We start from the raw sequence: 25573 nt of genomic DNA, 5'->3' as shown, positions 1-25573 counted from the left end.
CAGCCCTTTCGCTGCACCACCGTTTCTCCAGGGCAGGAATAATGAAACGTCTTCTTGGTTTTGCCACTCTGCTTTTTCTCGTCACGGCGTTGCTGTCGGGCTGTAACACCGCGCGTGGTTTCGGTGAAGATGTCAGGCATCTCGGCAATGCTATCTCCCGCGCCGCCAGCTAATTTTTTCCCATCGTCTTAAAATTCCTCTCTTTCCCGTCATTTTTCGGGAAGTTGTCTATCCTTAAAAAGCTATACACAAATAACATTGGCTAGAAAAGGAAGACGTTATGGTTAAGAAAACAATTGCAGCGATCTTTTCTGTGTTAGTACTTTCCTCCGTATTAACCGCATGTAATACAACGCGCGGCGTGGGTCAGGATATTTCTGACGGTGGCGATGCCCTTTCGGGCGCAGCGACAAGAGCGCAGCAGTAACCGCATCAACGGTACGACAGTCCTGTCGTGCCGTTAATTTTTCAGCTCAGGAAGCGCAAGGAACGGGGAAAAGCGATTACCCATATGTAACTTCATACGGATATTGCGTTTATAGGTATATACCGTCTTGCCGTGAATGCTGAGCGCACAGGCAATCGCATTATTACTCGCCCCCTCCATCCACATCGTAAGCACTTTCTCTTCCTGTGGCGTCAGCAGCGGCGAAGCATTGTCGGGCGCTTCTTTGACCGAAGCGGACAGCAGCGCAGTGTGAATATTATCCGCCAGCTCATGGAGAGGGATTTGCTTTGTTAACGCCGCGCGGACCGGATGGCGCAGTGGCGCAGTGAGGCCGCCGGACTCCAGCAAAATCAGCGGGCTACTGCCGCAGGCGAGCAAGAACGGCGTAATGTGCTGCAGGGATAACGCATCGTTGAGAAAGCCATAGAGATCCGCGATCACCAGGTGAGGCTTCCATTGCTGAATATGCTCTTTAACCAGCAGCAGATTGTTGAGCCCGGAAACCACAAACGAAGCAGTAAAGCGTTCAGAATGATTAAGCCACGCCTCAATCCCGGTGCGGGTAAAGTGGCAGCGGTCAATCACTAATATTTTCAACATAACGTTTTCGCTTTAAGAGGTATGGCAACTGACTTTCTGACGTCAGAAAGCGTTCCATCATAGAGAAGTCCGATGAGTGCTGAATGCGCAAAATGCGCGTCGAAATGGGGTTAATTCGGGCTTTCAGGCCAAAAAAAGAAAAAAGTTGAAATTTGCTGTCGCCCGGGCAAGAATGGTTTTTCTACCCTCCGCTTTGCAGGACGACCTGCAAACGCGTCTTTCACCGGGGACGGCCCCAATTTTTCGGAGCTGATATGTCCTGGATAGTCTTGTTTATTGCCGGCCTGCTGGAAGTGGTTTGGGCAATAGGTCTGAAATATACCCACGGTTTTAGCCGCCTGACGCCGAGCGTTATCACTATTGCCGCGATGATTGTCAGTATGGCGCTTCTGGCATGGGCGATGAAAACGCTGCCCGTTGGCACCGCCTACGCGGTATGGACGGGCATTGGTGCCGTAGGGGCGGCCATCACCGGCATTATCTTGCTGGGTGAATCCGCTAACCCGATGCGTCTGGCAAGCCTGGCGTTAATCGTCGTCGGGATTATCGGCCTGAAGCTGAGCACCCACTAAGCGCCCGGCTTTAACCCAGATCAGTTTACTGACATCAAACCCTTGCCGGGTCGCGACGGCCAGCATCTGCTGTTTCATTTCTTCTGAAATGGCGGGCGTGCGGGAGAGTATCCACAGGTAGTCGCGATCCGGGCCGCAGACCAGCGCATGACGGTACTCCCTGTCGAGCGCGATGATGTTATACCCGCCGTAGAACGGGCCAAAGAAAGAGACTTTCAGCGCTGCCCGGCTGGGATCGCCGGTAAAATACGCTTTTCCTTCCGTTTGTTGCCAGCGACCTCTCTCCGGGTTATAGCCTTTATTGACGACGTTAAGACCGCCATCGTCGCGCAGGCTGTAGGTCGCCGTCACTTTATCGAGACCGCGTTCAAAACGATGATCGAAACGCGCGATCTCATACCAGGTGCCGAGATAGCGTTTTGTATCAAAATGATTGACTACGGTAACGCCTGGCGGCGGCGTCGGGTTACTGCAGGAGACGACCAGAAAAGCCGCGGCCACGGCGGCAACGACAGGGAACAGGCGCATAGGTCTTCCTTAAGCGATTTTTTACTTAAGTGTAGAACCTGACGGGAAAATAGCGGCAGGGGGGAGAAAAAATCGCCCTCTTATCTGGCCGACAAGAGGGCGGGGGAGCTTAGAGAGTCAGAATGCCGATAGCGGTTACGACGGTCAGGATGGCCGCCAGTCCGTAGAACACCCACTTGCCGGCCGGCACGTGAATTTTCAGGTCATGCATCGCATGGTGCATACGGTGTAAGCCACACCACAGCGGCAGCACGATCATCAGGAACAGGAACGCACGGCCAATGAAGCTCTGCGCAAACGCCAGCACGCGTTCGTAGCTGAGCGCGTCGCCCGGGAACAGGCCCAGCGGCAGCAGAATACCGACCAGCAGTACCATCACCGGCGCGATAATCGCGCTCCACATACCGCCTGCGCCAAACAGACCCCAGAATACCGGTTCGTCAGAACGTTTTGGGTTTGGATTAATCATCCCGGACTCCTTACCAGAACAGGGCAACAAACAGTATGACTACGGTTACCACGACAGTAACCACCCAGAGACCTTTGATGATCGGCTCCGGCCCCATTTTTTCATCTTTTACGATGACGTTGGCTGCTTTCGGCGCCAGTTCAAACCAGGTTTTGGTGTGCAGCAGCGCTGCCGCCAGGGCGATCAGGTTAAGGATCACCACCACCGGGTTTTGCAGGAAGCCGACGAAGCCTGCCCAGGATTCAGCGCCGTGTTTGAGCGCGAACAGGCCGAAAATCAGCTCAATGCTGAACCACACAGCCGGAACGGCAGTGCCTTCGCGCAGCATGTAGAAGCGATAAAACGGCAGTTTTTTCCACCAGGTGGACGTCATCGGCCGCACATAGGGTTTGCGTTTAGTCGTCATGTTGCACTCCTTAGCGTGGTTTCAGGGTAGCGATAAGAAAGTCTTTCGAACTTTCCACTTTACCCTGCTGAATGGCGGCGGCCGGATCGACGTGTTTCGGACAGACTTCGGAGCAGTAGCCCACAAAAGTACAGCTCCATACGCCGTTCTGACTGTTCAACTGCGCCATACGCTCCTTCTTACCGTGGTCGCGGCTGTCTTCGTTGTAACGATGCGCCAGCGTAATCGCAGCCGGTCCGATGAACTCAGGGTTCAGGCCGAACTGCGGGCAGGCGGCATAGCACAGACCACAGTTGATGCAACCAGAGAACTGGTGATACTTCGCCATTTGCGCCGGGGTCTGGACGTTCGGACCCTGATCCGGCGTGCGCGGATTGCCGATAATGTACGGCTTGATGGCTTCCAGGCTTTCAATAAAGTGCGTCATGTCGACCACCAGATCGCGTTCGATCGGGAAGTTCGCCAGCGCTTCAACTTTCATGCCGCTGGTGTAGTCGCGCAGGAAGGTTTTGCAAGCCAGTTTCGGTACGTTGTTGACCATCATGCCGCAGGAGCCGCAAATCGCCATACGGCAGGACCAGCGGTAGCTCAGGTCCGGCGCCAGGTTATCTTTGATATAGCCCAACGCATCCAGCAGCGACGTGGTTTCGTCATACGGCACTTCGTAGAAAGCACTGTGCGGCGCGGTATCGGTTTCCGGGTTGTAGCGCACCACCTCAACTTTCAGGTTTTTCATCTCAGCCATTACGCCTTCTCCTTCTTATCGGCTGCTTCCGCTTCCGCACCGTAAACGCGTTTTGCCGGCGGCAGCGTGGTGATTTTCACGTCGCTATAGTCGAGGCGAGTCGTGCCATCAGCGTCGCGGAAGGCGAGAGTATGTTTGAGGAAGTTGACGTCGTCACGCTCGGTGCAACCTTCATCCAGACGCTGGTGAGCGCCGCGTGATTCTTTACGCGCCAGCGCGGAGTGCGCCATACATTCCGCGACGTTCAGACCGTGGCCCAGCTCGATGGTGTAGAGCAGGTCGGTGTTAAAGACGCTGGAGTTGTCGGTGATACGGACGCGTTTGAAGCGTTCCTGCAGTTCGGCCAGTTTATCAATGGTTTTCTGCATGAGTTCCGGCGTACGGTAGATGCCGCAGCCTTCTTCCATTGAGAGACCCATTTCGTCGCGGATCTTCGCCCAGTTCTCGTTACCCTCCTGGTTAACCAGATCTTTCAGGCGTTTTTCAACGTCAGCGGCCTGCGCTTCCAGCGCGGCGTCATTCGCGGCGCCAGCGGTAGCGGCACGTTCCATCGCCTGCTCGCCCGCCATGCGGCCAAAGACCACCAGTTCAGCCAGCGAGTTGGAGCCCAGACGGTTAGCGCCGTGCAGACCCACGGAAGAACATTCGCCAACGGCAAACAGACCCTGAATGCGGGTTTCGCAGCGCTGATCGGTTTCGATACCACCCATGGTGTAGTGCGCGGTCGGGCGAACCGGAATCGGCTCTTTCACCGGATCGACGCCCACGTAAGCTTTCGCCAGTTCACAGATAAACGGCAGGCGTTCGAGCAGTTTCTTCTCGCCCAAATGGCGCAGGTCGAGATGAACCACATCGCCGCGCGGCGTGGAAATGGTGTTGCCTTTACGCCATTCGTGCCAGAAAGCCTGAGACACTTTGTCGCGCGGGCCCAGTTCCATATATTTGTTTTTCGGCTCGCCCAGCGGGGTTTCCGGACCCATGCCGTAATCCTGCAGATAACGGTAGCCATTTTTGTTGACCAGGATACCGCCTTCACCACGGCAACCTTCGGTCATCAGAATACCGGATCCCGGCAGGCCGGTCGGGTGATACTGCACGAACTCCATATCACGCAGCGGAACGCCGTGGCTCAGCGCCATGCCCATCCCGTCGCCGGTAACGATGCCGCCGTTGGTGTTATAGCGGTACACGCGGCCTGCGCCGCCCGTCGCCATCACTACCGCGTTGGCGCGGATCTGCACCAGCGTGCCTTCCATCATGTTCATCGCTACCAGGCCGCGGGCATGGCCCTCATCGACGAGAATATCCAGAACAAAGTGTTCGTCAAAGCGTTGGATTTGTGGGAACTGCAGGGAGGTCTGGAACAGAGTGTGCAGCATATGGAAGCCGGTTTTATCCGCGGCAAACCAGGTACGCTCAATTTTCATCCCGCCGAAGCGACGGACGTTTACGCTGCCGTCCGGACGACGACTCCAGGGGCAACCCCATTGTTCCAGTTGCGTCATTTCAGTCGGACAGTGATGGACAAAGTAGTCCACGACGTCCTGTTCACACAGCCAGTCTCCGCCCGCTACCGTATCGTGAAAGTGGTAGTCGAAGCTGTCATGATCCTGGGCGACAGCGGCTGAGCCCCCTTCAGCAGCAACAGTATGGCTGCGCATTGGGTACACTTTTGAGATCAGTGCTATTTTTGCATTGGGATTCGCCTGTGCGGCAGCAATTGCAGCACGTAATCCCGCGCCACCGGCGCCTATAATGGCAAGATCGGCTTGAAAGGTTTGCACGACATTCCTCCAGATTATTGTAATTTCACGACCCTGCGATTTCAGATAAAGACCTAAATCATTCGTTTCGTGAATGCGTTTCCACTGCTCCTTTATAGGTACGACAGTATAGTCATTGCGATGTGTGCGAAATTTGACGTGTTCGATTTTTTTAGCGCGTCACAGGGGCGAATTATCACTGAATTCGATTAATTTAATTACTAAACCATCGTTTTGCGATTTTTTAACCTGTTGGCCCTGTTTTATTATGGCTGCGCAAAATTTGTTTCGTCGGCGCGTTACGAGTAGACTTCGTGCCCTTGTCTGAAACTGGAGAAAGAACCATGAGCGAAACGGCAACCTGGCAGCCGAGCGCGTCCATACCTAACCTGTTAAAACGAGCGGCAATCATGGCGGAAATACGCCGTTTCTTTGCCGATCGCGGAGTGCTGGAGGTTGAGACGCCCTGCATGAGCCAGGCGACGGTGACCGATATACATCTGGTGCCGTTCGAAACGCGTTTCGTCGGCCCCGGTCATTCTCAGGGGATGAGCCTGTGGTTAATGACCAGCCCGGAATACCATATGAAACGTCTGCTGGCGGCGGGCTGCGGTCCGGTTTTCCAGCTGTGTCGCAGCTTCCGCAATGAAGAGATGGGCCGTCATCACAACCCGGAATTCACCATGCTCGAATGGTATCGTCCCCATTACGACATGTACCGGCTGATGAATGAGGTGGACGATCTGCTGCAGCAGGTGCTGGAATGCCCGGCGGCGGAAAGCCTCTCTTATCAGCAGGCGTTTCAGCGCCATCTGGAGATCGACCCGCTCTCAGCGGATAAGACGCAGCTGCGCGAAGCTGCGGCGAAGCTGGACTTAAGCAATATTGCCGATACCGAAGAGGATCGCGATACCCTGCTGCAACTGCTGTTCACGATGGGCGTGGAGCCGCACATCGGTAAAGAGAAGCCCGCGTTTGTCTACCACTTCCCGGCTAGCCAGGCGTCGCTGGCGCAAATCAGCACCGAAGATCACCGCGTGGCGGAGCGTTTCGAGGTCTATTTTAAAGGCATTGAGCTGGCAAATGGCTTCCATGAGCTGACGGACGCGCGCGAGCAGCAGCAGCGCTTTGAGCAGGATAACCGTAAGCGCGCCGCGCGTGGCTTACCGCAGCAGCCGATCGATCACAATCTGCTGGAAGCGCTCAAAGTGGGGATGCCGGACTGCTCCGGCGTGGCGCTGGGCGTCGATCGCCTTGTCATGCTGGCGCTGGGTGCGGAAAGCCTCGCGGAAGTGATCGCGTTTACCGTCGATCGCGCTTAAGCCTTCTCTATAGAATAAAGTGGCGTATATTTCGCCACTTTGTAGCATATGCTTTCATTTTCCCTTCAATGGCCACATTTTAGTTCTGGATATTTGATATCATTCAGGTATCAATCCTGTGTTGATTTCATATTTGCTGTTCACTTAATTGTGAACGGCGCGATTCAGTGAGCGCAGCGCGTAGCGCGCGCCCGAAGTGGGGGAGGGTTAAATGACCCAGACAATAAAAAAGATGAGCCTGATGGGCCTCATCCTGATGATATTTACGTCCGTTTTTGGTTTCGCTAATAGTCCTTCTGCTTTTTATTTAATGGGTTATAGCGCAATACCGTGGTATATCTTTTCCGCCTTATTATTCTTTATTCCATTTGCATTAATGATGGCTGAAATGGGTTCCGCTTACCGTAAAGAAGAGGGCGGGATCTATTCATGGATGAACAAGAGCGTTGGTCCGCGCTATGCGTTTATCGGCACTTTCATGTGGTTCTCGTCGTATGTGATCTGGATGGTCAGCACTGCGGCAAAGGTCTGGGTTCCGTTTTCCACCTTTGTCTTTGGCGCTGATATGACCCAGCACTGGCGCATTGGCGGCCTTGAGCCGACGCAGGTTGTCGGGCTGCTCGCCGTGGCGTGGATGATTGTGGTCACCGGCGTTGCCGCCCGGGGCATTAATAAAATCGCCCGTATTACGGCGGTGGGCGGTATTGCGGTGATGTGTCTTAATTTAGTTTTACTGATCGTAAGTGTCGCCATTTTGTTATTAAACGGTGGGCATTTTGCACAGGAAATTAATTTCACTACCTCGCCGAATACCGGTTATCAGTCCGGTCTGGCAATGTTGTCTTTTGTGGTATTTGCTATTTTCGCCTATGGCGGCATTGAAGCGGTCGGCGGTCTGGTCGATAAAACCGAAAAGCCGGAAAAGAACTTTGCCAAAGGGATCGTTTTTGCCGCGCTTGTTATTTCTGTCGGCTATTCGCTGGCGATATTTTTATGGGGCGTGAGCGCCAACTGGCAGCAGGTGCTCAGTAACAGCGCCGTTAACCTCGGTAATATTACCTACATCCTGATGAACAGTCTCGGCATGACGCTGGGCAATGCGCTACACCTGTCTCCGGATGCGACGACGACGCTGGGCGTCTGGTTTGCGCGCGTTACCGGTTTGTCGATGTTCCTTGCCTATACCGGCGCGTTCTTTACGCTGAGCTATTCGCCGCTGAAGGCGATCATTCAGGGGACGCCGAAAGCGCTGTGGCCTGCGCCTGTGACGCAGCTGAATACCGTCGGGATGCCCGCCACGGCAATGTGGATGCAGTGCCTGCTGGTGAGTCTGTTTATTCTGCTGGTCTCGTTTGGCGGCGATACCGCCTCGGCCTTTTATAACAAGCTGACGCTGATGGCGAACGTCTCCATGACGCTGCCGTACCTGTTCCTCGCGCTGGCGTTCCCGTTCTTTAAGGCGCAAGCCTCTCTGGAAAGGCCGTTCGTGATGTTTAAAACCAAAGCCTCAACGCTTGTCGCAACCGGCGTGGTGCTGCTGGTGGTGACGTTCGCCAACGTGTTTACGATTATCCAGCCGGTCATTGAAGTCGGAGACTGGAACAGCGCCCTGTGGATGACCGGCGGCCCGGTATTCTTCTCGCTGCTGGCGATGGCGATTTATCAGAACTATATTCGCCGGATGGCGAAACAGCCGCAATGGGCGATGGAATAGCGGCACGCTGTAGGCCGGATAAGGCGAAGCCGCCATCCAGCATTTATTGCCGATGGCGCTGCGCTTATCAGGCCTGGGTCATGCGTTTACAAACTTCCCGCCGGGCGGCTTCTGCGCCCGGCTGAGGTCAGCGTTCTCGCCGTTTGTTTGCCGTTCAGGCTTTCCAGACGCATCTGGAACGGCGGGAACGGCATATCAATACCGTGCTCATGGAAGCCCGCCAGAATCAGCTGGTGGATTTCATGACGCAGCGGCATCCGGTGTCCCATTTCCGCAGCATAGATACGCAGTTCAAAGATCTGAATACCCTGCTGTAAATCGACCAGGAAGACCTCCGGCGGCGGGTTGTCTATCACCAGCGTACAGCGCTCTGCCGCCGTGTAGAGGATTTGCGTCACCTCCTCGCTGTTGGCGTCGGCGGGGGCCGGAACGGTGAGCACCACGCGGGTTACCGAGTCGGAGAGCGACCAGTTAATAAATTGTTCGGTGATAAACGCTTTGTTCGGCACGATAATCTCTTTGCGGTCCCAGTCGCTGATGGTGGTCGCTCGGGTATTAATCTTTGTCACGCTGCCGGTCAGATCGCGGATCGTCACCGTATCGCCAATACGAATCGGCTTTTCAAACAGGATAATCAGGCCGGAGATAAAGTTGGCGAAGATCTCCTGCAAGCCAAAGCCAAGGCCGACACCCAGCGCCGCCACCAGCCATTGCAGTTTCGACCACTCAATGCCAATCATCGAGAAGCCGACCAGCCCGCCGATCAGCATCAGCAGATATTTGGTTATGGTGGTAATGGCGTAGCCGGTGCCTGGCGTCAGATCGAGATGCTGCAACAGCGCCAGCTCCAGCAGCGCGGGAAGGTTGCGCACCAGTTGGGTGGTGATGATAAACACCAGGATCGCGATCAGCACGGCGCCCAGCGTGATCGGCTCGAGGCTTTCGACGCCCTGCACCGTGGAGGTAACGTCCCACAGCGAGATATTTTCCAGGAAGCCGAATGCGGAATGGATTTCTGACCACAGCACGATCACCGACAGCAGGGCGATCAGCATCAGGATGGAACGCACCAGCCGCAGCGACTGGGTGCTGATGGTGTCGAGATCGACTTCGCTTTCATCAATGTCGACGGCGCCTTCGAGGCTGGTGGAATGAGCGGGCTCTTCTTCGCCGCGCGCGCGTTGCGCCAGCATCTCTGCGCGGCGGTGCTTGGCGCGATCGAAGGCCAGCCTCCGGCGCTGAATCAGCATCCAGCGGCGAATAATATGATAGATAACCAGCAGCAGGAACCAGATAGCGACCGAGGTTTCCAGCCGCGCCAGCAGCGCCTGCGAGGTGGCCAGATAACCCACCGCGGCAGCCAGAATCGCTATCAGCGGCGCGCCGATCATCATGTTCCACAGCATGCTGTTAACCATGTTGTCGCCGCTACCCTCTTTATCGAGATAGAGCGGGATACCGGCCTTTTTCAGGCTCAGCGTCACCAGCGCCAGCGCGCCGCAGATCAGAATAAAGCACAGGCGACCCAGCGAGCCGGAGAACTCCCGGTCGTTCAGATTATCGAACATGATGAGCGCCATGATCAGCGGTACGATAAGCCCGATGCTCATCAGATAGTAGCGCATCGCCCGCGTTACCCGCTCGCGCGGCCAGCCGAAGTGAGCGATAAACAGGCCGTTCGGACGGGCAAAGGTCGCGCAGATCATCACCACCCACAGCAGCGGCACCGTTGCGGTGACGCCATCGCCTATCGCCACCGCCAGCGGATACGGCCACGCTTCGCGCAGCCCGTAGCCCAGCGTCATCCATAAAACCGGCAGCGGCGAGGCCACCAGGATCGACCAGAAGACGGTGCGCAGCGTCAGCCAGAAGTGATCCTGGGTGACTTTGCCGACCCTGGCGGCGGAGCGCTCGAGAAAGCGGGTAAAGTGGCGGCGCGAGTAGATGCTAAAGCCCACCAGAATCAGCGCGCCAAACAGCGGTAACAGCGTTTCCCGGCTGGTTAACATCATCAGGCTGGCTTTGCCTAACTGGCTGACGGTGTCGAGCGAGATAAGGCGACGCAGATCCTGCACGATATCAATCGGCCAGGAGAAGGAAACAGGGCGAACATCCGACGTCCAGAACAGGTAGCGGTGGGTCGCTTCGTTCACCTCTTTTAAGGCGTCTTCAAGCTGGCTGTTGGAGACTTTCAGCTTGGTCAGCTCGAGGATCAGCGTGTCGCCGCCCTGTAGCAGCGAGTTCAACAGTTCGCGCTGAGTACGTAGCTGGGCCTCCAGGATGCGATTCTGCTCCGCGGTGAGCGGCTGCCCGTTGGTCTGGTGCAGTTGACGCAGCTGTGGCTGCTTATTGAGCTGATCCTCATAGCGCAGGCGCTGCACGCGCAGTTGCGCCATTTCGGTATCAAGCTGCTGCGGCTTTGGCATTTCCGGCAGTCGCGCGACCTGCGCGCGCAGCGCTTCGCCGAGCAGATTCGACGAGCCTAACCACTGCGACTGTTCCCGCAGCGTCGTCAGCGCCTGACGTACCTGCTGGGTCTGACTGGCGGCCTGGCGCTGCTGAGAGGCAACCAGATCCATGCGCTGCGCCTGCTGGTTCAGCGCGGCTGACAGCTCGCGGTTGACCCTGAACTGTGCCACGATATCCGGCGGCAGGTCAGCGCTGTTTTCCGCCAGCAGTTCGGTGCTTTCCAGCGCGCGTTCCGCTTCACGCTGGCGCTGGCTGTTCAGCTGATTGCGCAGCGCCTGCAGATAAGCATCAAGCTGCTGACTTTGCTTTTGCGCCAGTTCGGAACGCATCCGCGCCAGTTCCTGGCGGTTATTGGCGGAGAGTTGCGCCAGCTCAAGTTCATCAACGAGCGCTTTCAGACGCGCGGATTCGGCCTGCATACTGTAATTTTGCGCCTGGCTGACAGGCGTATTGCCGGTTGCCGTGCCGATGCGGCGTTCAATTTCGTTGAGCTGGCGGCGGGCATCGGTTTGCTGTTGCGGAAGCTGGCTGAGCGAGTCGGCGATTTCGCGCGCGCGTTCCTGTTCCTGCTGGGCCTGACGACTTTTCTCCAGCAGCTGGCTGCTGATCTGGAGAATTTCCTGGTTCAGCGCATCCGTGGACAAATCCGGTGGAACGCTGCGCGGTTCATCGTGCAGGTTGGCGAGCTGCGCCCGCAGCGAGGCGGACATTTTGGGGAAATTGTCGATGACCTGCTGGTACTGCTGAGCGCGCTCAAGGGAGCCTTTACGCTCCTCAAGCGAGTTCAGCGCCGCCTGAAGCGCCTCAACGGCTTCCGGCTGGGCGGGTTTCGCCGCTTTCGCCTGCTCCAGTTCCTGGGTGAGCTGTTTGGCGTCGGGGGCCGTCGCAGCGTACGCCCCCAGGCTGAGGCACCAGGCCATCAGAAAAGTGATTATCAGGCGCACAGCAGCAGTTCCTCTCCACTTCACCATTCAGGCCGTCCTGGCGCATCCTGAAAACGGTGTGTCTGTTTCAGATTTCGTCTTTCTTGTCGTCTACCAGCGGGCTGGCGTCATGTTCGGCTTTGACTTCTTCTTCAGGCAGCGGCGCGGGCTCAGCCTCCACCGGGGCCACGAAGGTCTCGGTAGCGATCGCCAACGGCTGACCGATTTTGGTGACAGAGAGGCTTTCAAGCGACCCGACCAGATCCACTTTCCCTGGCGCAAACAGGTTAATGACCGTCGATCCCAGCTTAAAGCGCCCCATCTCCTGGCCTTTCAGCAGCGCCACGGAGCCTTCGCTTTCCCCGGCAGGCCAGGTCCAGCGTTTGATGATGCCTTCACGCGGCGGGGTGATGGTGCCAGCCCAGACGGTTTCGATACTGCCGACGATAGTCGCCCCGACCAGAATTTGCGCCATAGGGCCAAATTCGGTATCGAAAAGGCAGATAACGCGCTCGTTACGGGCGAACAGGTTCGGCACGTTGCGGGCGGTCAGGTGGTTTACCGAGAACAGATCGCCCGGCACGTAGATCATCTCGCGCAGGATGCCGTTACACGGCATATGTACGCGGTGATAATCGCGCGGCGACAGATAGGTGGTGACAAATGACCCGTTGCGGAACCGATCCGCCATCAGGTAGTTGCCGGCCAGCAGGGCTTCCAGACTGTAGTTATGGCCTTTCGCCTGCAAAATTTTATCTTCTTCAATGTTACCCAACTGGCTGATAACGCCGTCGGCAGGCATCACCAGCACGTTCGGGTCGGTATTCAACGGGCGTACGTCGTCGCGCAGCGGACGAACAAAGAAATCGTTAAAGGTGCGGTAGCTGGCGGTATCCGGCTTCTGCGCCTCCTTCATATCGACCTTGTAGTACTTCACGAACAGATCGATAACCAGTTTTGTCAGCCATCCTGCTCGTTTGCTCGCGCCCCAGCCCGCCAGGCGAGTGAGCCATAGTTTCGGCAGAATGTATTGTAGCGAAAGTTTAAATGAATTTAACAAGGTAGCCTCCAGGCCATTGTTTTGTCATTCCCGATCCGGCTGCGACAGCCGGAACCTGAAAAAAGGGGACGATTCTAACGAGGCTTAGCCTATCTGTCAGTCGTCCGTGGCAGAAAAGTTTTTACGTGTTTTTACCTGCGCCATGCTGTCAAGAATACGGTGATAGTTCTCAAAGCGGGATTCCGCAATTTTTCCCTCTTCTACCGCCTCGCGGATCGCGCAGCCTGGATCGGTGTCGTGTTTACAGTCGCGATATTTACACAAACCCAGGAAGTCATGAAATTCGACAAAGCCGTTGAAAATTTGTTCCGGCTCAAGATGCCAGAGGCCGAATTCACGCACGCCCGGAGAGTCGATCACGTCGCCGCCGTGGGGGAAATGGTAGAGACGCGCTGCGGTGGTGGTGTGCTGACCGAGTCCCGAGTTGTCGGATACATCATTGGTGAGGATCGCTTCCTGCAGGCCCAGCAGCGCGTTCAGCAGGCTGGATTTGCCGACGCCGGACTGCCCGGCAAAGATGCTGATGCGACCGGTCAGCGCCTCTTCCAGCGGCTTCAGACCATCCTGGGTATGGCTGGAAACCATCAGCACGCGATAGCCGATGTCGCGGTAGATATCCATCTGCTCGTTAACAAACGCCAGACCGTCATCATCCAGCAGATCGATTTTGTTGAGTACGATTATGGGTTCGACCTGCAAGGTTTCACAGGCCACCAGATAGCGGTCGATAATATTGAGCGACAGCTCCGGTAAGATGGCGGAAACGATAACGATTTGGTCGATGTTGGCGGCAATCGGCTTGACGCCGTCATAAAAGTCCGGACGCGTCAGCACCGAGGTGCGCTCATGCACCGCTTCAACGATGCCTTTTACGTTCACCCCTTCGGCTGCGGCTTTTCCCGGACGCCAGACCACGCGGTCGCCGGTTACCAGCGAGCGGATGGTACGGCGAATATTGCAGCGGTGAACGTCGCCGTCGGCGGATTCGACGTCGGCATGCATGCCAAAGCGGCTAATGACGATGCCTTCAGCGGTTTCGCCGAACAGATTGTCATCAAAGTCTGGCTTCTCCTTAGACGTTTTGAGACGACGCTGGTGATTCGCGTTCACGCGGCGCTGCTGGCCTTTGGAGAGTTTATTTTTACTCAATCGTACTGACTCCTGGTCGCCCATGATGGGCAAAACATTTATGATACACGCAATTCTGAATGAATATAGTCACACTGATTGTGACCCCTGAAGGGTGGAAAATAGCATGAGTGCCAATGAAAACAACCTGATTTGGATTGATCTTGAGATGACCGGTCTGGATCCCGAGCGCGATCGCATAATTGAAATCGCCACGCTGGTCACCGACGCTAATCTCAATATACTGGCGGAAGGGCCGACCATCGCGGTGCATCAGTCCGATGCGCAGCTGGCGTTAATGGATGACTGGAACGTGCGTACCCACACCGCCAGCGGGCTGGTGGAGCGGGTGAAGGCGAGTACGATGGGCGATCGCGAAGCCGAACTGGCGACTATCGAATTTCTGAAGGCGTGGGTTCCGGCGGGCAAGTCGCCGATATGCGGAAACAGCATCGGTCAGGACAGGCGTTTTCTGTTTAAGTATATGCCGGAGCTGGAGGCATATTTCCACTACCGTTATCTGGACGTGAGCACTCTGAAAGAGCTGGCGCGTCGCTGGAAGCCGGAAATCCTCGCCGGCTTTACCAAGCAGGGCACCCATCAGGCGATGGATGACATTCGCGAGTCGGTGGCGGAGCTGGCTTACTACCGCGAGCATTTTATTCAGCTTTAAGTGAGCGGTTGACCGGGTACGGCTGCGCCTTACCCGGCCCTGTATGAAGGTAGTCGGCTTGCGCCGACGGAGAATTGCCGCTAAATTATACGTCTTGCTGATAAAATCAGCACTCAAACGAATTTCATAAAAAAATGCGTTTGAAGGGGTTGCAGGCGGAAGGATTTCTCGTATAATGCGCCTCCCGTAACGACGCAGAAATGCGAATTACGGCAGCAGTAAAAGTAACAAATTTGCGGGAATAGCTCAGTTGGTAGAGCACGACCTTGCCAAGGTCGGGGTCGCGAGTTCGAGTCTCGTTTCCCGCTCCAGAATTTGAAGGTGCTGCAAAAGCACAGACCACCCAAGCGGGAATAGCTCAGTTGGTAGAGCACGACCTTGCCAAGGTCGGGGTCGCGAGTTCGAGTCTCGTTTCCCGCTCCAGAATTTGAAAGTGCTGCAAAGCACAGACCACCCAAGCGGGAATAGCTCAGTTGGTAGAGCACGACCTTGCCAAGGTCGGGGTCGCGAGTTCGAGTCTCGTTTCCCGCTCCAGAATTTGAAGGTGCTGCAAAAGCACAGACCACCCAAGCGGGAATAGCTCAGTTGGTAGAGCACGACCTTGCCAAGGTCGGGGTCGCGAGTTCGAGTCTCGTTTCCCGCTCCAGATTTTCTCCCTGTCAAAAAATTATCCACAGCTGCCTGCGCCGCTGAAAGGCCTTTTGTTTCAATCGTAACAGTATTATGTACAGAGTTACCCACAGGTAATACGATCCTTTTCTAAAACTGAAAAATTTGATCTGGCTAGCATCAGAAATTTAACCTGTTGTTTTATCTTATAAAATATCCTGTAAAGGAAAGCCCGTTTTTTTCGCTTTCTTCTGCGACTCTGTCTGTTAATTTTTTTATCCACAGAAAGAAATAAGAGAAGCGCCGACAATTCAGGGGAATTTTATGCGGGATAATCAGGGTAAAAAGTTGACGCAAATAACAGGCTGGCGGGAAGCCATCACCCGTTGCAATAACGGATGATGGCGATTGAGAAAAGAGACAGAGCGTCGTTTAATTAGCCGCAATGGCCCCAGTGCAAGTTTTTCGGCAGCGTTCCCCATGTCTCCAGACAGGTGTTTTTATAATCCGTTAGTTTAAGATTGTAGAGAGAACGTCCCGTTCCCGTTACGCCGCGAACAGAGACCTCTTTCGCACCTTGCGGGACCGTATGCTGGGCGGTGTTGCCCATCATTAATTTATATTGCTTCGAAAAGTTGTTTCCTTCCTTCGTCTTATACTGCACGGTGTAGTAACCCACATAACCCCCCTTGTTTTTCAACGAGAGGGTGAACTGGCGTTCTTTAATTGTATAGTCGCAGACTGGCGTGAGCAGCGTGCGGCTGGCTATAAGGGTTTTGTTTCCCTTATTTGTCATTTCATAGATATTCAGCTTCAGCTTTTCATAATCCACTTCTGCGAGCAGGAATTTTCCCTGGAAAGTGGCGGGAGAGGTAAAACTGGTCTCTTTACTGCTATCGGTGTTGTGGGTGTGACCAACGAACATCGCTGTCACGTTGTATTTACCGCTACGCCCGGCAGTAGCCCAGTCGTTAACATCGTATTTTTTGACACACCCCGAGGCGACTTTACAGTCAGCTTTGGTGATCGGTTGCGATGCGTGACGCAATAATATAATCGCTTTACCTTTTTTACGCGCCTCAGCCATTTGCTCTTCCAGCCAGGCGTCAGATTTTTGCACATGGATGGTATAGCGGCGGGCATCGGCAGAATTAAAGCCAGCAATCTCCCTGACGTAACCCGGTTTAAAATTCGATTGAATGAACCGGATGCCGCCGATATCAAAGCTGTAAGAAAAGCTGCCCGTATACGTTGTATCCAGTGCGGCGCGTTTGTAGCCAGAAATGACGGAGTAATCCACTGCCTGCACATCGGGGGCGCTATTAATATGATCGACCAGATTGCGTACGCTGCGGATTGCGCAACGGTTTTCATGTAACGCACAGTCGTTGACGTTGTTATCATAGTCGTGGTTACCCAGCCCATACCAGTAAGGATGGTTGAGGGTTCCCAGCGCTTGCTTCATGAATTTCCACTGCCAGTCATGTCCAAATGCAGTGATGTCGCCGTTAATAATCGTACCGCGATACGCGTCGCCATAGGTTTTCTTAAGCGTGTTCAGCAGCGTATATTGTTCAAGAATGACATCCCGGGATTTGGCTTCTGTTTCAAGCCATGGATATTGCGGGTCGGCTGTCATGGCGTAATATTCAACAGGATGAATGACCCGCCACCACTTATTGTCTTTTCTGTTCGTTGGATAATAGGCTTTCAGGATACTGGTGTTGCCCGTGAATTTAGATTCGAACAGGGTGCGCTTACCCTCCACGGTGCCTTCATGGATTTCACCTGGCGTCGTATCTTCATACCAGTATTTAGGTTGTGAAATATTACCGTAGCGGACCGTAATTTCGTCACTTTTATATTGGCTGAGCATTCGGCTATAAAAATTATCAACCATTGAAGCGACTTCTTCCGCAGAGTCAGCAGCGAAGTTATACTTGATATTATAATCATTACCATGACGGCGATAATGGTATTCGCCTTGCGCTGACTGGCGATCGGCGGACGAATGGCTGAGATCTTTCTCCTCGGCGAATTCCGTGATACTTCCTGAACCGGCCTTGAGTTTGACTGTTTCCGGACGGGTAAATATGTTTTTCTCACCGTCCTGACTGACGATACCGTATATCGCGGTATCTTCCGCAATGGGGCCATCATCCTCACGGTTGTAGCTTTCGTCATAATAATCGGGCGCAGCGTTTTCTGTATTTTCTAATACCTCTGCCGTAGATATACACGAAAAGGAAGCCGCAACGCATAGCGTTAGAAATTTTAAATTCATAGTTCATCCCTGATTAAGGCTAAAAGTAGGCGCGGATGAACTGTATATTCCTCATAATTTCATTACAATATGTAGCATTAAAAACCAGGATTATATTTATAGCCAGAAACATTCACGCGCTTAAATCAAGCGTCGCGCGTCAGCCCCTTTTCAATAGCCCTTACCAGACGCTGTGTTTTCGGTAACTGTACTTCGACACCCTGCGCATTTCGCTTCGCGATCTGCTGCTCTCTGGCCCACTGTATATGTTCATCAAGAAGTGGGTGCTCACCCCGGCGACTTTCCAGCGCGTTAAGAATCGCTTCGTTCCACGGGGCATTACCGAGCGCGACGGCGATATTACGCAGCCAGCGCAGGTGACCAATACGCCGGATGGCCGAACCTTCGGTGATTTTCAGAAAGGTCGCTTCATCCCAGCCAAAAAGCGCTATCAGTTCGGGGGCGTGAAGAGATTTGCGCGGACTAAAATCGGCTTCGTCCGTCAGTTGGGAATAACGATTCCACGGACAGATAAGCTGGCAGTCGTCGCAGCCGTAAATCCGGTTGCCCATTAACGGGCGCAGGGCTTGCGGGATCGCGCCTTCGAGTTCGATCGTGAGATAGGAGATGCAGCGGCGGGCATCAACCGTGTAAGGCGCGACGATTGCGCCTGTCGGGCAGGTGGTCATACAGGCGACGCATTTTCCGCAACCTTCCGCGACGGGGTGATCGACCGGCAAAGGTAAATCAATCAGCAATTCCCCCAGAAAGAAAAACGAACCCGCCTCGCGGTTAAGGATAAGTGAGTGCTTACCTGTCCAGCCAAGACCGGCTTTTTCCGCCAGCGGGCGTTCAAGAATGGGCGCAGAGTCGACAAAAGGTCTAAAATTCAGCGAAACACAATGCTGCTGAATCTTCTCGCCGAGTTTTTTGAGTCGGTTACGTAACAGCTTATGGTAGTCGCGGCCCAGCGCGTAGCGGCTGACGTAGCCCAGAGCGGGATTTTTCAGCGTACTGGCGAAGGCGGCGTTGGCCGGAAGGTAATTCATTCGCACGCTGATCGCGCGTAGCGTGCCGGGCAGCAGCTCGTGCGGACGCGCGCGCATCATGCCGTGGCGCGCCATCCACTCCATCTCGCCGTGATACTGTTTGTCCAGCCATGCCTGCAGTGCTGGCTCTGCTGCGCTAAGGTCGGTATCGGTAATACCGACCTGCTGAAAGCCCAGCTCCAGCCCCCACTGTTTGATATTTTGCGCTAACTGATTGAGATCGAGGGGCTCTGACATGACGGACCATACTATGAAGAAAAACCCCGTAAGTATACCACACTCCATCTGGTCCGCCGACGACATCAGGCGGCTGGAGCGTGAGGCCGCTGACGGGTTAGGGTTAACGCTGTTTGAACTCATGCTGCGCGCGGGAGAAGCGGCGTTTGACGTCGCGCGCGAAAGCTGGCCCTACGCCCGTCACTGGCTGGTGCTTTGCGGCCACGGCAACAATGGCGGTGACGGCTATGTGGTCGCGCGGCTGGCGAAAGCCGCCGGGATTCATGTGACGCTATTAGCCTGGCAGCCAGACAAACCGCTGCCGGAAGAGGCGGAACAGGCGCGGGAGGCCTGGCTTAACGCGGGCGGCATGATTCATGCGCCGGATATTGTGTGGCCGGAAAAAGTGGATCTTATTATCGACGCTCTGCTGGGCAGCGGATTAACCCAGGCGCCTCGCGAACCGCTTACCAGCCTGATTGCCCAGGCCAATGCCCATCCCGCCCCCATCCTGGCCGTGGATATCCCGTCCGGCCTGCTGGCGCAAACCGGCTCGACGCCTGGCGCGGCGATCAACGCCGATCGCACCGTGACCTTTATCGGCCTGAAGCCGGGTTTGCTGACTGGAAAAGCCCGTGATGTGGTGGGGAATCTCCATTTTAACGCGCTGGGCCTCGAGGAGTGGCTGGCGGGGCAGGAGGCGCCGGTTCAGCGTTTCGACGCCTCGCAGCTGGCCCGCTGGCTGAGGCCGCGTCGACCCACTTCGCATAAAGGTGATCACGGTCGGCTGGTGATTATTGGCGGTGATTACGGCACCGCCGGGGCCATCCGCATGACCAGCGAGGCGGCGTTACGCACCGGTGCCGGGCTGGTGCGGGTGCTGACGCGCAGAGAGAATATCGCCCCGCTGTTGACCGCTCGCCCCGAGCTGATGGTTCACGAACTTACCCCGCAGTCGCTGGAAGAGAGTCTGCAATGGGCGGATGTCGTGGCGATCGGCCCCGGCCTCGGCCAGGCGGAGTGGGGCAAAAAAGCGCTGCAAAAGGTGGAAAATTTTCGCAAACCGATGCTTTGGGACGCCGATGCGCTGAACCTGCTGGCAATCAATCCCGATAAACGTCACAATCGCGTCATCACGCCGCATCCCGGGGAAGCCGCGCGCTTGCTGGGCTGTTCTGTTGCAGAAATTGAAAACAATCGCTTACATTCTGCGCAGCGTCTGGTACAACGTTATGGCGGCGTTGTGGTGTTAAAAGGCGCAGGCACGGTCGTCGCCGCGGAGCCAAACGTATTGGGCATTATTGATGTCGGTAATGCGGGAATGGCCAGCGGCGGTATGGGCGATGTACTCTCCGGGATCATTAGCGCATTGCTTGGACAGAAGCTTAGCCCGTATGATGCCGCCTGCGCAGGTTGCGTCGCCCACGGCGCGGCGGCCGATGTGCTGGCGGCGCGCGTCGGGATGCGCGGCATGTTGGCCACCGATCTCTTTTCCACGCTACAGCGTATTGTTAACCCTGATGTGATTGACGTTTATCATGATGAATCGAGTAATTCCGCTACCTGACGAACAGGCGACGCTAGACCTGGGCCTGCGGGTCGCCAACGCCTGCGACGGCGCGACCGTTATCTATTTATATGGTGATTTAGGTGCGGGCAAAACCACCTTTAGCCGCGGTTTTTTGCAGGCCTTAGGTCATTGCGGGAATGTGAAAAGTCCAACCTATACGCTGGTCGAGCCCTATACGCTCGACAATCTGATGGTCTATCACTTCGATCTGTATCGGCTGGCCGATCCGGAAGAACTGGAGTTTATGGGGATCCGCGATTATTTCGCCAACGACGCCATTTGCCTGGTGGAGTGGCCGCAGCAGGGGAAAGGCGTGCTGCCCGATCCGGATATCGAAATACGGATAGATTACAAGGCGCAGGGGCGTGAGGCGCAAATCAGCGCCGTCTCCTCAGCAGGCGAATCGCTGCTTGCGCGTTTAGCCGGTTAACCTTAAAGGTGGCGGGATGATATATCGTATCAGGAAATGGGTGGTGGCAACGCTGGTTCTGCTGTGCGCGCAGGCCGGTGCCGCCAGCCTCTCAGACATTCAGGTTTCTAATGGCGATCGGCAGGCGCGGATCACGCTCAGCTTTATCGGCGAGCCGGATTATGCCTATTCGCAGTCCGGAAAACGCACCGTTGCGCTGGACATTAAGCAAACCGGCGTAATTCAGGGGCTACCGTTGCAGTTTAGCGGTAACAACCTGGTGAAAACGATACGTTCCGGCACCCCGAAAGATCCGCAGTCGTTACGGCTGCTGGTCGATCTCACTGAAAACGGGAAAACTGAAGCGGTCAAACGGCAAAACGGCGGTAATTACACCGTTGTGTTTACCATTAACGCCGACGTTCCGCCGCCGCCACCGCAACCGCCCGTGGTGGCAAAGCGCGTGGAAACGCCGGTCGTGACGCCGTCGCGCCCGGCCGAACCGGCGCGGAATCCGTTTAAATCCAGTAACGATCGCACCACGGCAGTGACCAGCAGCAATACTGTCACCCGACCTGCTGCGCGGGCGGCGGCCAGCAGCGGCGACAAAATTGTCATCGCCATTGACGCCGGCCACGGCGGTCAGGACCCCGGCGCAATCGGCCCCGGCGGAACGCGTGAAAAAAATGTCACTATCGCCATCGCCCGCAAACTGCGCACTCTGCTCAATGCCGATCCGATGTTTAAAGGCGTGCTGACCCGCGACGGCGACTACTTTATCTCCGTTATGGGGCGTTCTGACGTGGCGCGTAAGCAAAACGCCAACTTCCTCGTCTCGATTCACGCCGATGCCGCGCCGAACCGGAGCGCGACCGGCGCCTCGGTGTGGGTGCTGTCGAACCGTCGCGCTAACAGCGAAATGGCTAACTGGCTGGAAGAGCATGAGAAGCAATCCGAACTGCTGGGCGGTGCGGGCGACGTACTGGCGAACAGTCAGTCCGATCCTTACTTAAGCCAGGCGGTGCTGGATTTGCAGTTCGGCCATTCCCAGCGTGTAGGGTATGATGTGGCGACCAATATGTTAGGCCAGCTCGAACGCATCGGGTCGCTGCACAAGCGGCGTCCGGAACACGCCAGCCTGGGCGTGCTGCGTTCGCCCGATATTCCGTCGGTGCTGGTTGAAACCGGCTTCATCAGCAATCATGGCGAAGAACGATTGCTGGCGAGCGATGAATATCAGCAGCGGCTGGCCGAAGCGATTTACCAGGGACTGCGTAACTACTTCCAGGCGCATCCGCTGCAGTCGGCGCCGGAGGGAACGCAAACCGCGAGCGCCGTCACGCCCGGCGAGTCGTTGATTAATTAAGGAGTGATCATGCCGATTCAGGTGCTGCCGCCACAACTGGCGAACCAGATTGCCGCAGGTGAGGTGGTTGAACGACCTGCATCGGTGGTTAAAGAGCTGGTGGAAAACAGCCTTGATGCTGGCGCGACGCGTATTGATATCGATATTGAGCGCGGCGGCGCAAAGCTGATTCGCATTCGCGACAACGGCTGCGGCATTAAAAAGGACGAGCTGGCGCTGGCGCTGGCGCGTCATGCCACCAGTAAAATCGCCTCGCTTGACGATCTGGAAGCCATTATCAGCCTGGGCTTTCGCGGCGAAGCGCTGGCGAGCATCAGTTCGGTGTCCCGCCTGACGCTGACCTCCCGCACCGCGGAGCAACAGGAGGCCTGGCAAGCCTACGCCGAAGGGCGCGACATGGATGTGACGGTAAAACCGGCGGCGCATCCGGTCGGCACCACGCTGGAAGTGCTGGATCTGTTTTACAACACCCCGGCCCGGCGTAAATTCATGCGCACCGAGAAAACCGAATTCAACCATATTGATGAGATCGTCCGTCGCATTGCGCTGGCGCGCTTTGACGTGACGATTAACCTGTCGCACAACGGAAAAGTCGTGCGCCAGTACCGTGCGGTGGCACAAGACGGGCAGAAAGAACGGCGGCTGGGGGCGATTTGCGGGACGCCGTTTCTTGAACAGGCGCTGGCGATTGAATGGCAGCACGGCGATCTGACGCTGCGCGGCTGGGTCGCCGATCCCAACCATACCACGACGGCGCTGGCGGAGATTCAGTACTGCTACGTGAATGGTCGTATGATGCGCGACAGGCTGATCAATCACGCTATTCGTCAGGCATGTGAAGACCGGCTTGGCGCCGATCAGCAGCCTGCTTTCGTGCTTTATCTGGAGATTGACCCGCATCAGGTGGACGTGAATGTTCATCCGGCCAAGCATGAAGTCCGTTTCCACCAGTCGCGTCTGGTGCACGACTTTATCTATCAGGGCGTACTGAGCGTGCTGCAACAGCGGCTTGAAGCGCCGTTGCCGCTGGCGACGGACGATGAGCCTGCGCCGCGGCAGGTGCCGGAAAACCGCATCGCAGCCGGACGTAACCATTTTGCCGAACCCGCCCAGGCGCGTGAAACGGCTTCTCCGCGCTATGCGACGCCTTCGGCGGCGGGCGGCGGTTCGCGCCCGGCATCAGCGGCCTGGCCGCATGCCCAGCCGGGATACCAGAAGCAGCAGGGCGAGGTGTATCGTCAGTTGTTGCAAACTCCCGTACCGGCCTCAGCGTCGAAAACGCCTGCGGCGGAAGCGCCAGCCCCGGCGCTGGAAGGGCACAGCCAGAGCTTTGGCCGCGTACTGACGATTATTGCTCACGACTGCGCGCTGCTTGAGCGTGACGGGCAGATTCAGCTGCTGGCGCTGCCGGTGGCGGAACGCTGGCTGCGTCAGGCGCAACTGATGCCGGGGCAGGGACAGGTCTGCGCACAGCCGCTGCTTATCCCGCTGCGGCTGAAAGTGACCGCCGACGAAAAGGCGGCGCTGGAAAAAGCGCGCGATACGCTGACGGCGTTGGGTATTGAATTTCAGTCCGATGCCCAGCATGTGACCGTTCGGGCAGTGCCTTTACCCTTACGCCAACAAAGTTTACAAAACTTGATTCCTGAACTGATAGGCTACCTGACGCAAAAGTCAGCGCCGGAACCGGACACTCTGGCGCGGTGGATCGCGCGTAATCTGCTGAGCGAACACGCGCAGTGGACGATGGCCCAGGCCATTACCCTGCTGGCTGATGTGGAGCGGCTTTGTCCGCAGCTGGTGAAAGCGCCGCCGGGTGGTCTGTTACAACCTGTTGATTTACAAACGGCGATGAATGCCCTGAAACATGAGTGATACCCCTAAGGCGAGCCTGCCAAAGGCAATTTTTTTGATGGGGCCGACGGCCTCAGGCAAAACGGCGTTAGCGATTGAACTGCGTAAAGTTTTGCCAATTGAGTTGATAAGCGTTGATTCCGCCCTTATTTACAAAGGGATGGATATCGGTACGGCGAAGCCGGACGCGCAGGAGTTAAAGGCCGCTCCGCACCGGCTGCTGGATATTCGCGATCCGTCGCAGGCGTATTCGGCGGCAGATTTCCGTCGCGATGCGCTGGCTGAGATGGCGGACATCACCGCGGCGGGACGCATCCCGTTACTGGTGGGCGGTACGATGCTGTATTTTAAGGCTTTGCTGGAAGGACTGTCGCCGTTACCGTCGGCAGACCCGGAGGTCAGAGCCAGGATTGAACAGCAGGCGGAAGAACAGGGGTGGGAAGCGTTGCATCAGCAACTCGCGACTATCGACCCGGTTGCGGCCAGACGTATTCATCCGAATGATCCGCAAAGGCTTTCCCGGGCACTGGAAGTTTTTTTCATTTCGGGTAAAACTTTAACGGAACTGACGCAAACGTCAGGTGATGCTTTACCGTACCATGTGCATCAGTTCGCTATCGCTCCGGCGAGCCGGGAAGTGTTGCATCAACGCATCGCGCAACGTTTTCATCAGATGTTGGCTTCAGGTTTTGAAGTAGAAGTTCGGGCGCTTTTTGCCCGTGGAGATTTGCATACGGATTTGCCTTCCATTCGTTGTGTGGGATATCGCCAGATGTGGTCATACCTTGAAGGCGACATTTCCTATGATGAAATGGTTTATAGAGGTGTTTGCGCCACGAGACAGTTGGCGAAGCGTCAGGTGACCTGGCTGCGCGGTTGGGAAGGGGTGCACTGGCTTGACAGTGAACAGCCTGACCAGGCGCTAAGCGAAGTATTACAGGTAGTTGGTGCTATCACGAACTGAATGTGTACAATTGAGACGTATCGTGCGCAATTTTTCAGAATCGAAAGGTTCAAAGTACAAATAAGCATATAAGGAAAAGAGAGAATGGCTAAGGGGCAATCTTTACAAGATCCGTTCCTGAACGCACTGCGTCGGGAACGTGTTCCAGTTTCTATTTATTTGGTGAATGGTATTAAACTGCAAGGTCAAATCGAGTCTTTTGATCAGTTCGTGATCCTGTTGAAAAACACGGTCAGCCAGATGGTTTATAAGCACGCGATTTCTACTGTTGTCCCGTCTCGCCCGGTTTCTCATCACAGTAACAATACCGGTGGTGGTACCAGCAGTAACTATCATCACAGTAACAACGCGCAGGGTTCTTCTGCGCCGCAGGACAGCGAAGAAACTGAATAAGGTTTCTGGCTGTTTTATACACGGGGAGCCAGGGTATCTGCGTTCCCCGCTGATCTTTAT

Annotated in this window: 23 protein-coding genes and 4 tRNA genes; 16 read left to right on the top strand and 11 right to left on the bottom strand. The window is 55.7% G+C overall.

Going from position 1 to position 25573, the window contains the following annotated elements; all coding sequences use genetic code 11:
* Positions 1–38 precede the first annotated feature (38 nt).
* Both K7R23_RS10465 and ecnB read left to right on the top strand, forming a co-directional pair.
* The gene (locus K7R23_RS10465; RefSeq protein WP_024132880.1) at positions 39–173 is read left to right on the top strand and encodes an entericidin A/B family lipoprotein; all 135 of its coding nucleotides are present in this window, start codon (positions 39–41) and stop codon (positions 171–173) included.
* A 107-nt stretch (positions 174–280) separates the two neighbouring features.
* Positions 281–427: a lipoprotein toxin entericidin B gene (ecnB, locus tag K7R23_RS10460; protein WP_024132881.1), complete on the top strand. Its 147-nt coding sequence runs from the start codon at positions 281–283 to the stop codon at positions 425–427.
* Positions 428–460: 33 nt separating this feature from the next.
* On the opposite strand, the gene K7R23_RS10455 is transcribed toward ecnB, so the two are convergent.
* On the bottom strand, positions 461–1048 hold the full coding sequence (locus tag K7R23_RS10455) for a helix-turn-helix transcriptional regulator (protein WP_012907303.1): 588 nt from the start codon (positions 1046–1048) through the stop codon (positions 461–463).
* A gap of 254 nt (positions 1049–1302) precedes the next feature.
* Here K7R23_RS10455 and sugE point away from each other — a divergent pair, with 254 nt between their 5' ends.
* Positions 1303–1620: a quaternary ammonium compound efflux SMR transporter SugE gene (gene sugE / locus K7R23_RS10450; protein WP_012907304.1), complete on the top strand. Its 318-nt coding sequence runs from the start codon at positions 1303–1305 to the stop codon at positions 1618–1620.
* Here the strand turns inward: sugE and K7R23_RS10445 are convergent.
* From K7R23_RS10445 to frdA, 5 genes are all read right to left on the bottom strand, one after another.
* Entirely contained in the window at positions 1576–2148 is a 573-nt protein-coding gene (locus tag K7R23_RS10445; protein WP_012907305.1) for a lipocalin family protein, read from the bottom strand. The two genes, sugE and K7R23_RS10445, sit on opposite strands and share 45 nt — an antisense overlap.
* A 109-nt stretch (positions 2149–2257) precedes the next feature.
* Positions 2258–2617 (bottom strand): fumarate reductase subunit FrdD, encoded by a 360-nt coding sequence (gene frdD, locus K7R23_RS10440; protein WP_024132882.1) that lies wholly within the window; start codon positions 2615–2617, stop codon positions 2258–2260.
* Between the two features lie 10 nt (positions 2618–2627).
* A complete protein-coding gene (gene frdC / locus K7R23_RS10435; RefSeq protein ID WP_012907307.1) occupies positions 2628–3023 on the bottom strand; it encodes a fumarate reductase subunit FrdC in 396 nt (131 codons plus the stop codon).
* A 10-nt stretch (positions 3024–3033) separates the two neighbouring features.
* Positions 3034–3768, bottom strand: a complete 735-nt coding sequence (frdB, locus tag K7R23_RS10430) for a fumarate reductase iron-sulfur protein (protein ID WP_012907308.1) — start codon at positions 3766–3768, stop codon at positions 3034–3036.
* The gene (gene frdA, locus K7R23_RS10425) at positions 3768–5552 is read right to left on the bottom strand and encodes a fumarate reductase (quinol) flavoprotein subunit (RefSeq protein ID WP_012907309.1); all 1785 of its coding nucleotides are present in this window, start codon (positions 5550–5552) and stop codon (positions 3768–3770) included. The genes frdB and frdA overlap by 1 nt, the downstream gene beginning before the upstream one ends.
* Positions 5553–5875: 323 nt before the next feature.
* Here frdA and epmA point away from each other — a divergent pair, with 323 nt between their 5' ends.
* Positions 5876–6853 (top strand): elongation factor P--(R)-beta-lysine ligase, encoded by a 978-nt coding sequence (epmA, locus tag K7R23_RS10420; RefSeq protein ID WP_012907310.1) that lies wholly within the window; start codon positions 5876–5878, stop codon positions 6851–6853.
* Between the two features lie 211 nt (positions 6854–7064).
* On the top strand, positions 7065–8567 hold the full coding sequence (gene yjeM / locus K7R23_RS10415) for a glutamate/gamma-aminobutyrate family transporter YjeM (RefSeq protein WP_012907311.1): 1503 nt from the start codon (positions 7065–7067) through the stop codon (positions 8565–8567).
* An 86-nt stretch (positions 8568–8653) separates the two neighbouring features.
* On the opposite strand, the gene mscM is transcribed toward yjeM, so the two are convergent.
* The 3 genes from mscM to rsgA all read right to left on the bottom strand — a co-directional run bounded on the left by mscM (position 8654) and on the right by rsgA (position 14168).
* Entirely contained in the window at positions 8654–11980 is a 3327-nt protein-coding gene (mscM, locus tag K7R23_RS10410) for a miniconductance mechanosensitive channel MscM (RefSeq protein WP_024132883.1), read from the bottom strand.
* Positions 11981–12047: 67 nt separating this feature from the next.
* Entirely contained in the window at positions 12048–13019 is a 972-nt protein-coding gene (asd, locus tag K7R23_RS10405) for an archaetidylserine decarboxylase (protein WP_012907313.1), read from the bottom strand.
* 96 nt (positions 13020–13115) lie between these two features.
* Positions 13116–14168 carry a small ribosomal subunit biogenesis GTPase RsgA gene (gene rsgA / locus K7R23_RS10400; RefSeq protein WP_012907314.1) on the bottom strand — a complete coding sequence of 351 codons (1053 nt, stop codon included), beginning with the start codon at positions 14166–14168 and terminating at the stop codon, positions 13116–13118.
* A 106-nt stretch (positions 14169–14274) separates the two neighbouring features.
* Here rsgA and orn point away from each other — a divergent pair, with 106 nt between their 5' ends.
* The 5 genes from orn to K7R23_RS10375 all read left to right on the top strand — a co-directional run bounded on the left by orn (position 14275) and on the right by K7R23_RS10375 (position 15466).
* Positions 14275–14820: an oligoribonuclease gene (orn, locus tag K7R23_RS10395; protein WP_012907315.1), complete on the top strand. Its 546-nt coding sequence runs from the start codon at positions 14275–14277 to the stop codon at positions 14818–14820.
* 235 nt (positions 14821–15055) lie between these two features.
* Positions 15056–15131, top strand: a tRNA-Gly gene (locus K7R23_RS10390).
* Positions 15132–15167: 36 nt separating this feature from the next.
* Positions 15168–15243, top strand: a tRNA-Gly gene (locus K7R23_RS10385).
* 35 nt (positions 15244–15278) lie between these two features.
* Positions 15279–15354 (top strand) — tRNA-Gly (locus tag K7R23_RS10380).
* Between the two features lie 36 nt (positions 15355–15390).
* Positions 15391–15466 (top strand) — tRNA-Gly (locus tag K7R23_RS10375).
* A gap of 399 nt (positions 15467–15865) precedes the next feature.
* Here the strand turns inward: K7R23_RS10375 and K7R23_RS10370 are convergent.
* Both K7R23_RS10370 and queG read right to left on the bottom strand, forming a co-directional pair.
* Positions 15866–17713 carry a metallophosphoesterase family protein gene (locus tag K7R23_RS10370; protein WP_012907316.1) on the bottom strand — a complete coding sequence of 616 codons (1848 nt, stop codon included), beginning with the start codon at positions 17711–17713 and terminating at the stop codon, positions 15866–15868.
* 125 nt (positions 17714–17838) lie between these two features.
* Positions 17839–18978 (bottom strand): tRNA epoxyqueuosine(34) reductase QueG, encoded by a 1140-nt coding sequence (gene queG, locus K7R23_RS10365; RefSeq protein WP_012907317.1) that lies wholly within the window; start codon positions 18976–18978, stop codon positions 17839–17841.
* Between queG and nnr the strand changes: the two genes are divergently transcribed.
* The 6 genes from nnr (at position 18977) to hfq (ending at position 25513) form a co-directional block, all read left to right on the top strand.
* Complete coding sequence (gene nnr, locus K7R23_RS10360; RefSeq protein WP_012907318.1) at positions 18977–20524, top strand: bifunctional ADP-dependent NAD(P)H-hydrate dehydratase/NAD(P)H-hydrate epimerase; 1548 nt, start codon at positions 18977–18979, stop codon at positions 20522–20524. The two genes, queG and nnr, sit on opposite strands and share 2 nt — an antisense overlap.
* Positions 20496–20957: a tRNA (adenosine(37)-N6)-threonylcarbamoyltransferase complex ATPase subunit type 1 TsaE gene (gene tsaE / locus K7R23_RS10355; protein ID WP_024132884.1), complete on the top strand. Its 462-nt coding sequence runs from the start codon at positions 20496–20498 to the stop codon at positions 20955–20957. The genes nnr and tsaE overlap by 29 nt, the downstream gene beginning before the upstream one ends.
* 16 nt (positions 20958–20973) lie before the next feature.
* Positions 20974–22302 carry an N-acetylmuramoyl-L-alanine amidase AmiB gene (gene amiB / locus K7R23_RS10350; protein WP_012907320.1) on the top strand — a complete coding sequence of 443 codons (1329 nt, stop codon included), beginning with the start codon at positions 20974–20976 and terminating at the stop codon, positions 22300–22302.
* 9 nt (positions 22303–22311) lie between these two features.
* Positions 22312–24177: a DNA mismatch repair endonuclease MutL gene (mutL, locus tag K7R23_RS10345; protein WP_012907321.1), complete on the top strand. Its 1866-nt coding sequence runs from the start codon at positions 22312–22314 to the stop codon at positions 24175–24177.
* The gene (gene miaA / locus K7R23_RS10340; protein ID WP_012907322.1) at positions 24170–25120 is read left to right on the top strand and encodes a tRNA (adenosine(37)-N6)-dimethylallyltransferase MiaA; all 951 of its coding nucleotides are present in this window, start codon (positions 24170–24172) and stop codon (positions 25118–25120) included. The genes mutL and miaA overlap by 8 nt, the downstream gene beginning before the upstream one ends.
* Positions 25121–25204: 84 nt before the next feature.
* Positions 25205–25513, top strand: coding sequence for an RNA chaperone Hfq (gene hfq, locus K7R23_RS10335; protein WP_012907323.1), 309 nt, complete (start codon positions 25205–25207; stop codon positions 25511–25513).
* Positions 25514–25573 lie beyond the last annotated feature (60 nt).

The sequence above is a fragment of the Citrobacter rodentium NBRC 105723 = DSM 16636 genome (assembly GCF_021278985.1).
GTDB lineage: Bacteria > Pseudomonadota > Gammaproteobacteria > Enterobacterales > Enterobacteriaceae > Citrobacter_A > Citrobacter_A rodentium.
This window is presented reverse-complemented; position numbering and strand designations above follow the sequence as displayed.

Coding starts and splice junctions, on each gene's coding strand:
- K7R23_RS10455 (WP_012907303.1), bottom strand. CDS start 1,048: ATGTTGAAAATATTAGTGATTGACCGCTGCCACTTTACCCGCACCGGG.
- frdD (WP_024132882.1), bottom strand. CDS start 2,617: ATGATTAATCCAAACCCAAAACGTTCTGACGAACCGGTATTCTGGGGT.
- miaA (WP_012907322.1), top strand. CDS start 24,170: ATGAGTGATACCCCTAAGGCGAGCCTGCCAAAGGCAATTTTTTTGATG.
- sugE (WP_012907304.1), top strand. CDS start 1,303: ATGTCCTGGATAGTCTTGTTTATTGCCGGCCTGCTGGAAGTGGTTTGG.
- epmA (WP_012907310.1), top strand. CDS start 5,876: ATGAGCGAAACGGCAACCTGGCAGCCGAGCGCGTCCATACCTAACCTG.
- queG (WP_012907317.1), bottom strand. CDS start 18,978: ATGTCAGAGCCCCTCGATCTCAATCAGTTAGCGCAAAATATCAAACAG.
- mutL (WP_012907321.1), top strand. CDS start 22,312: ATGCCGATTCAGGTGCTGCCGCCACAACTGGCGAACCAGATTGCCGCA.
- nnr (WP_012907318.1), top strand. CDS start 18,977: ATGACGGACCATACTATGAAGAAAAACCCCGTAAGTATACCACACTCC.
- tsaE (WP_024132884.1), top strand. CDS start 20,496: ATGATGAATCGAGTAATTCCGCTACCTGACGAACAGGCGACGCTAGAC.
- K7R23_RS10370 (WP_012907316.1), bottom strand. CDS start 17,713: ATGAATTTAAAATTTCTAACGCTATGCGTTGCGGCTTCCTTTTCGTGT.
- amiB (WP_012907320.1), top strand. CDS start 20,974: ATGATATATCGTATCAGGAAATGGGTGGTGGCAACGCTGGTTCTGCTG.
- frdB (WP_012907308.1), bottom strand. CDS start 3,768: ATGGCTGAGATGAAAAACCTGAAAGTTGAGGTGGTGCGCTACAACCCG.
- frdC (WP_012907307.1), bottom strand. CDS start 3,023: ATGACGACTAAACGCAAACCCTATGTGCGGCCGATGACGTCCACCTGG.
- hfq (WP_012907323.1), top strand. CDS start 25,205: ATGGCTAAGGGGCAATCTTTACAAGATCCGTTCCTGAACGCACTGCGT.
- orn (WP_012907315.1), top strand. CDS start 14,275: ATGAGTGCCAATGAAAACAACCTGATTTGGATTGATCTTGAGATGACC.
- ecnB (WP_024132881.1), top strand. CDS start 281: ATGGTTAAGAAAACAATTGCAGCGATCTTTTCTGTGTTAGTACTTTCC.
- yjeM (WP_012907311.1), top strand. CDS start 7,065: ATGACCCAGACAATAAAAAAGATGAGCCTGATGGGCCTCATCCTGATG.
- K7R23_RS10445 (WP_012907305.1), bottom strand. CDS start 2,148: ATGCGCCTGTTCCCTGTCGTTGCCGCCGTGGCCGCGGCTTTTCTGGTC.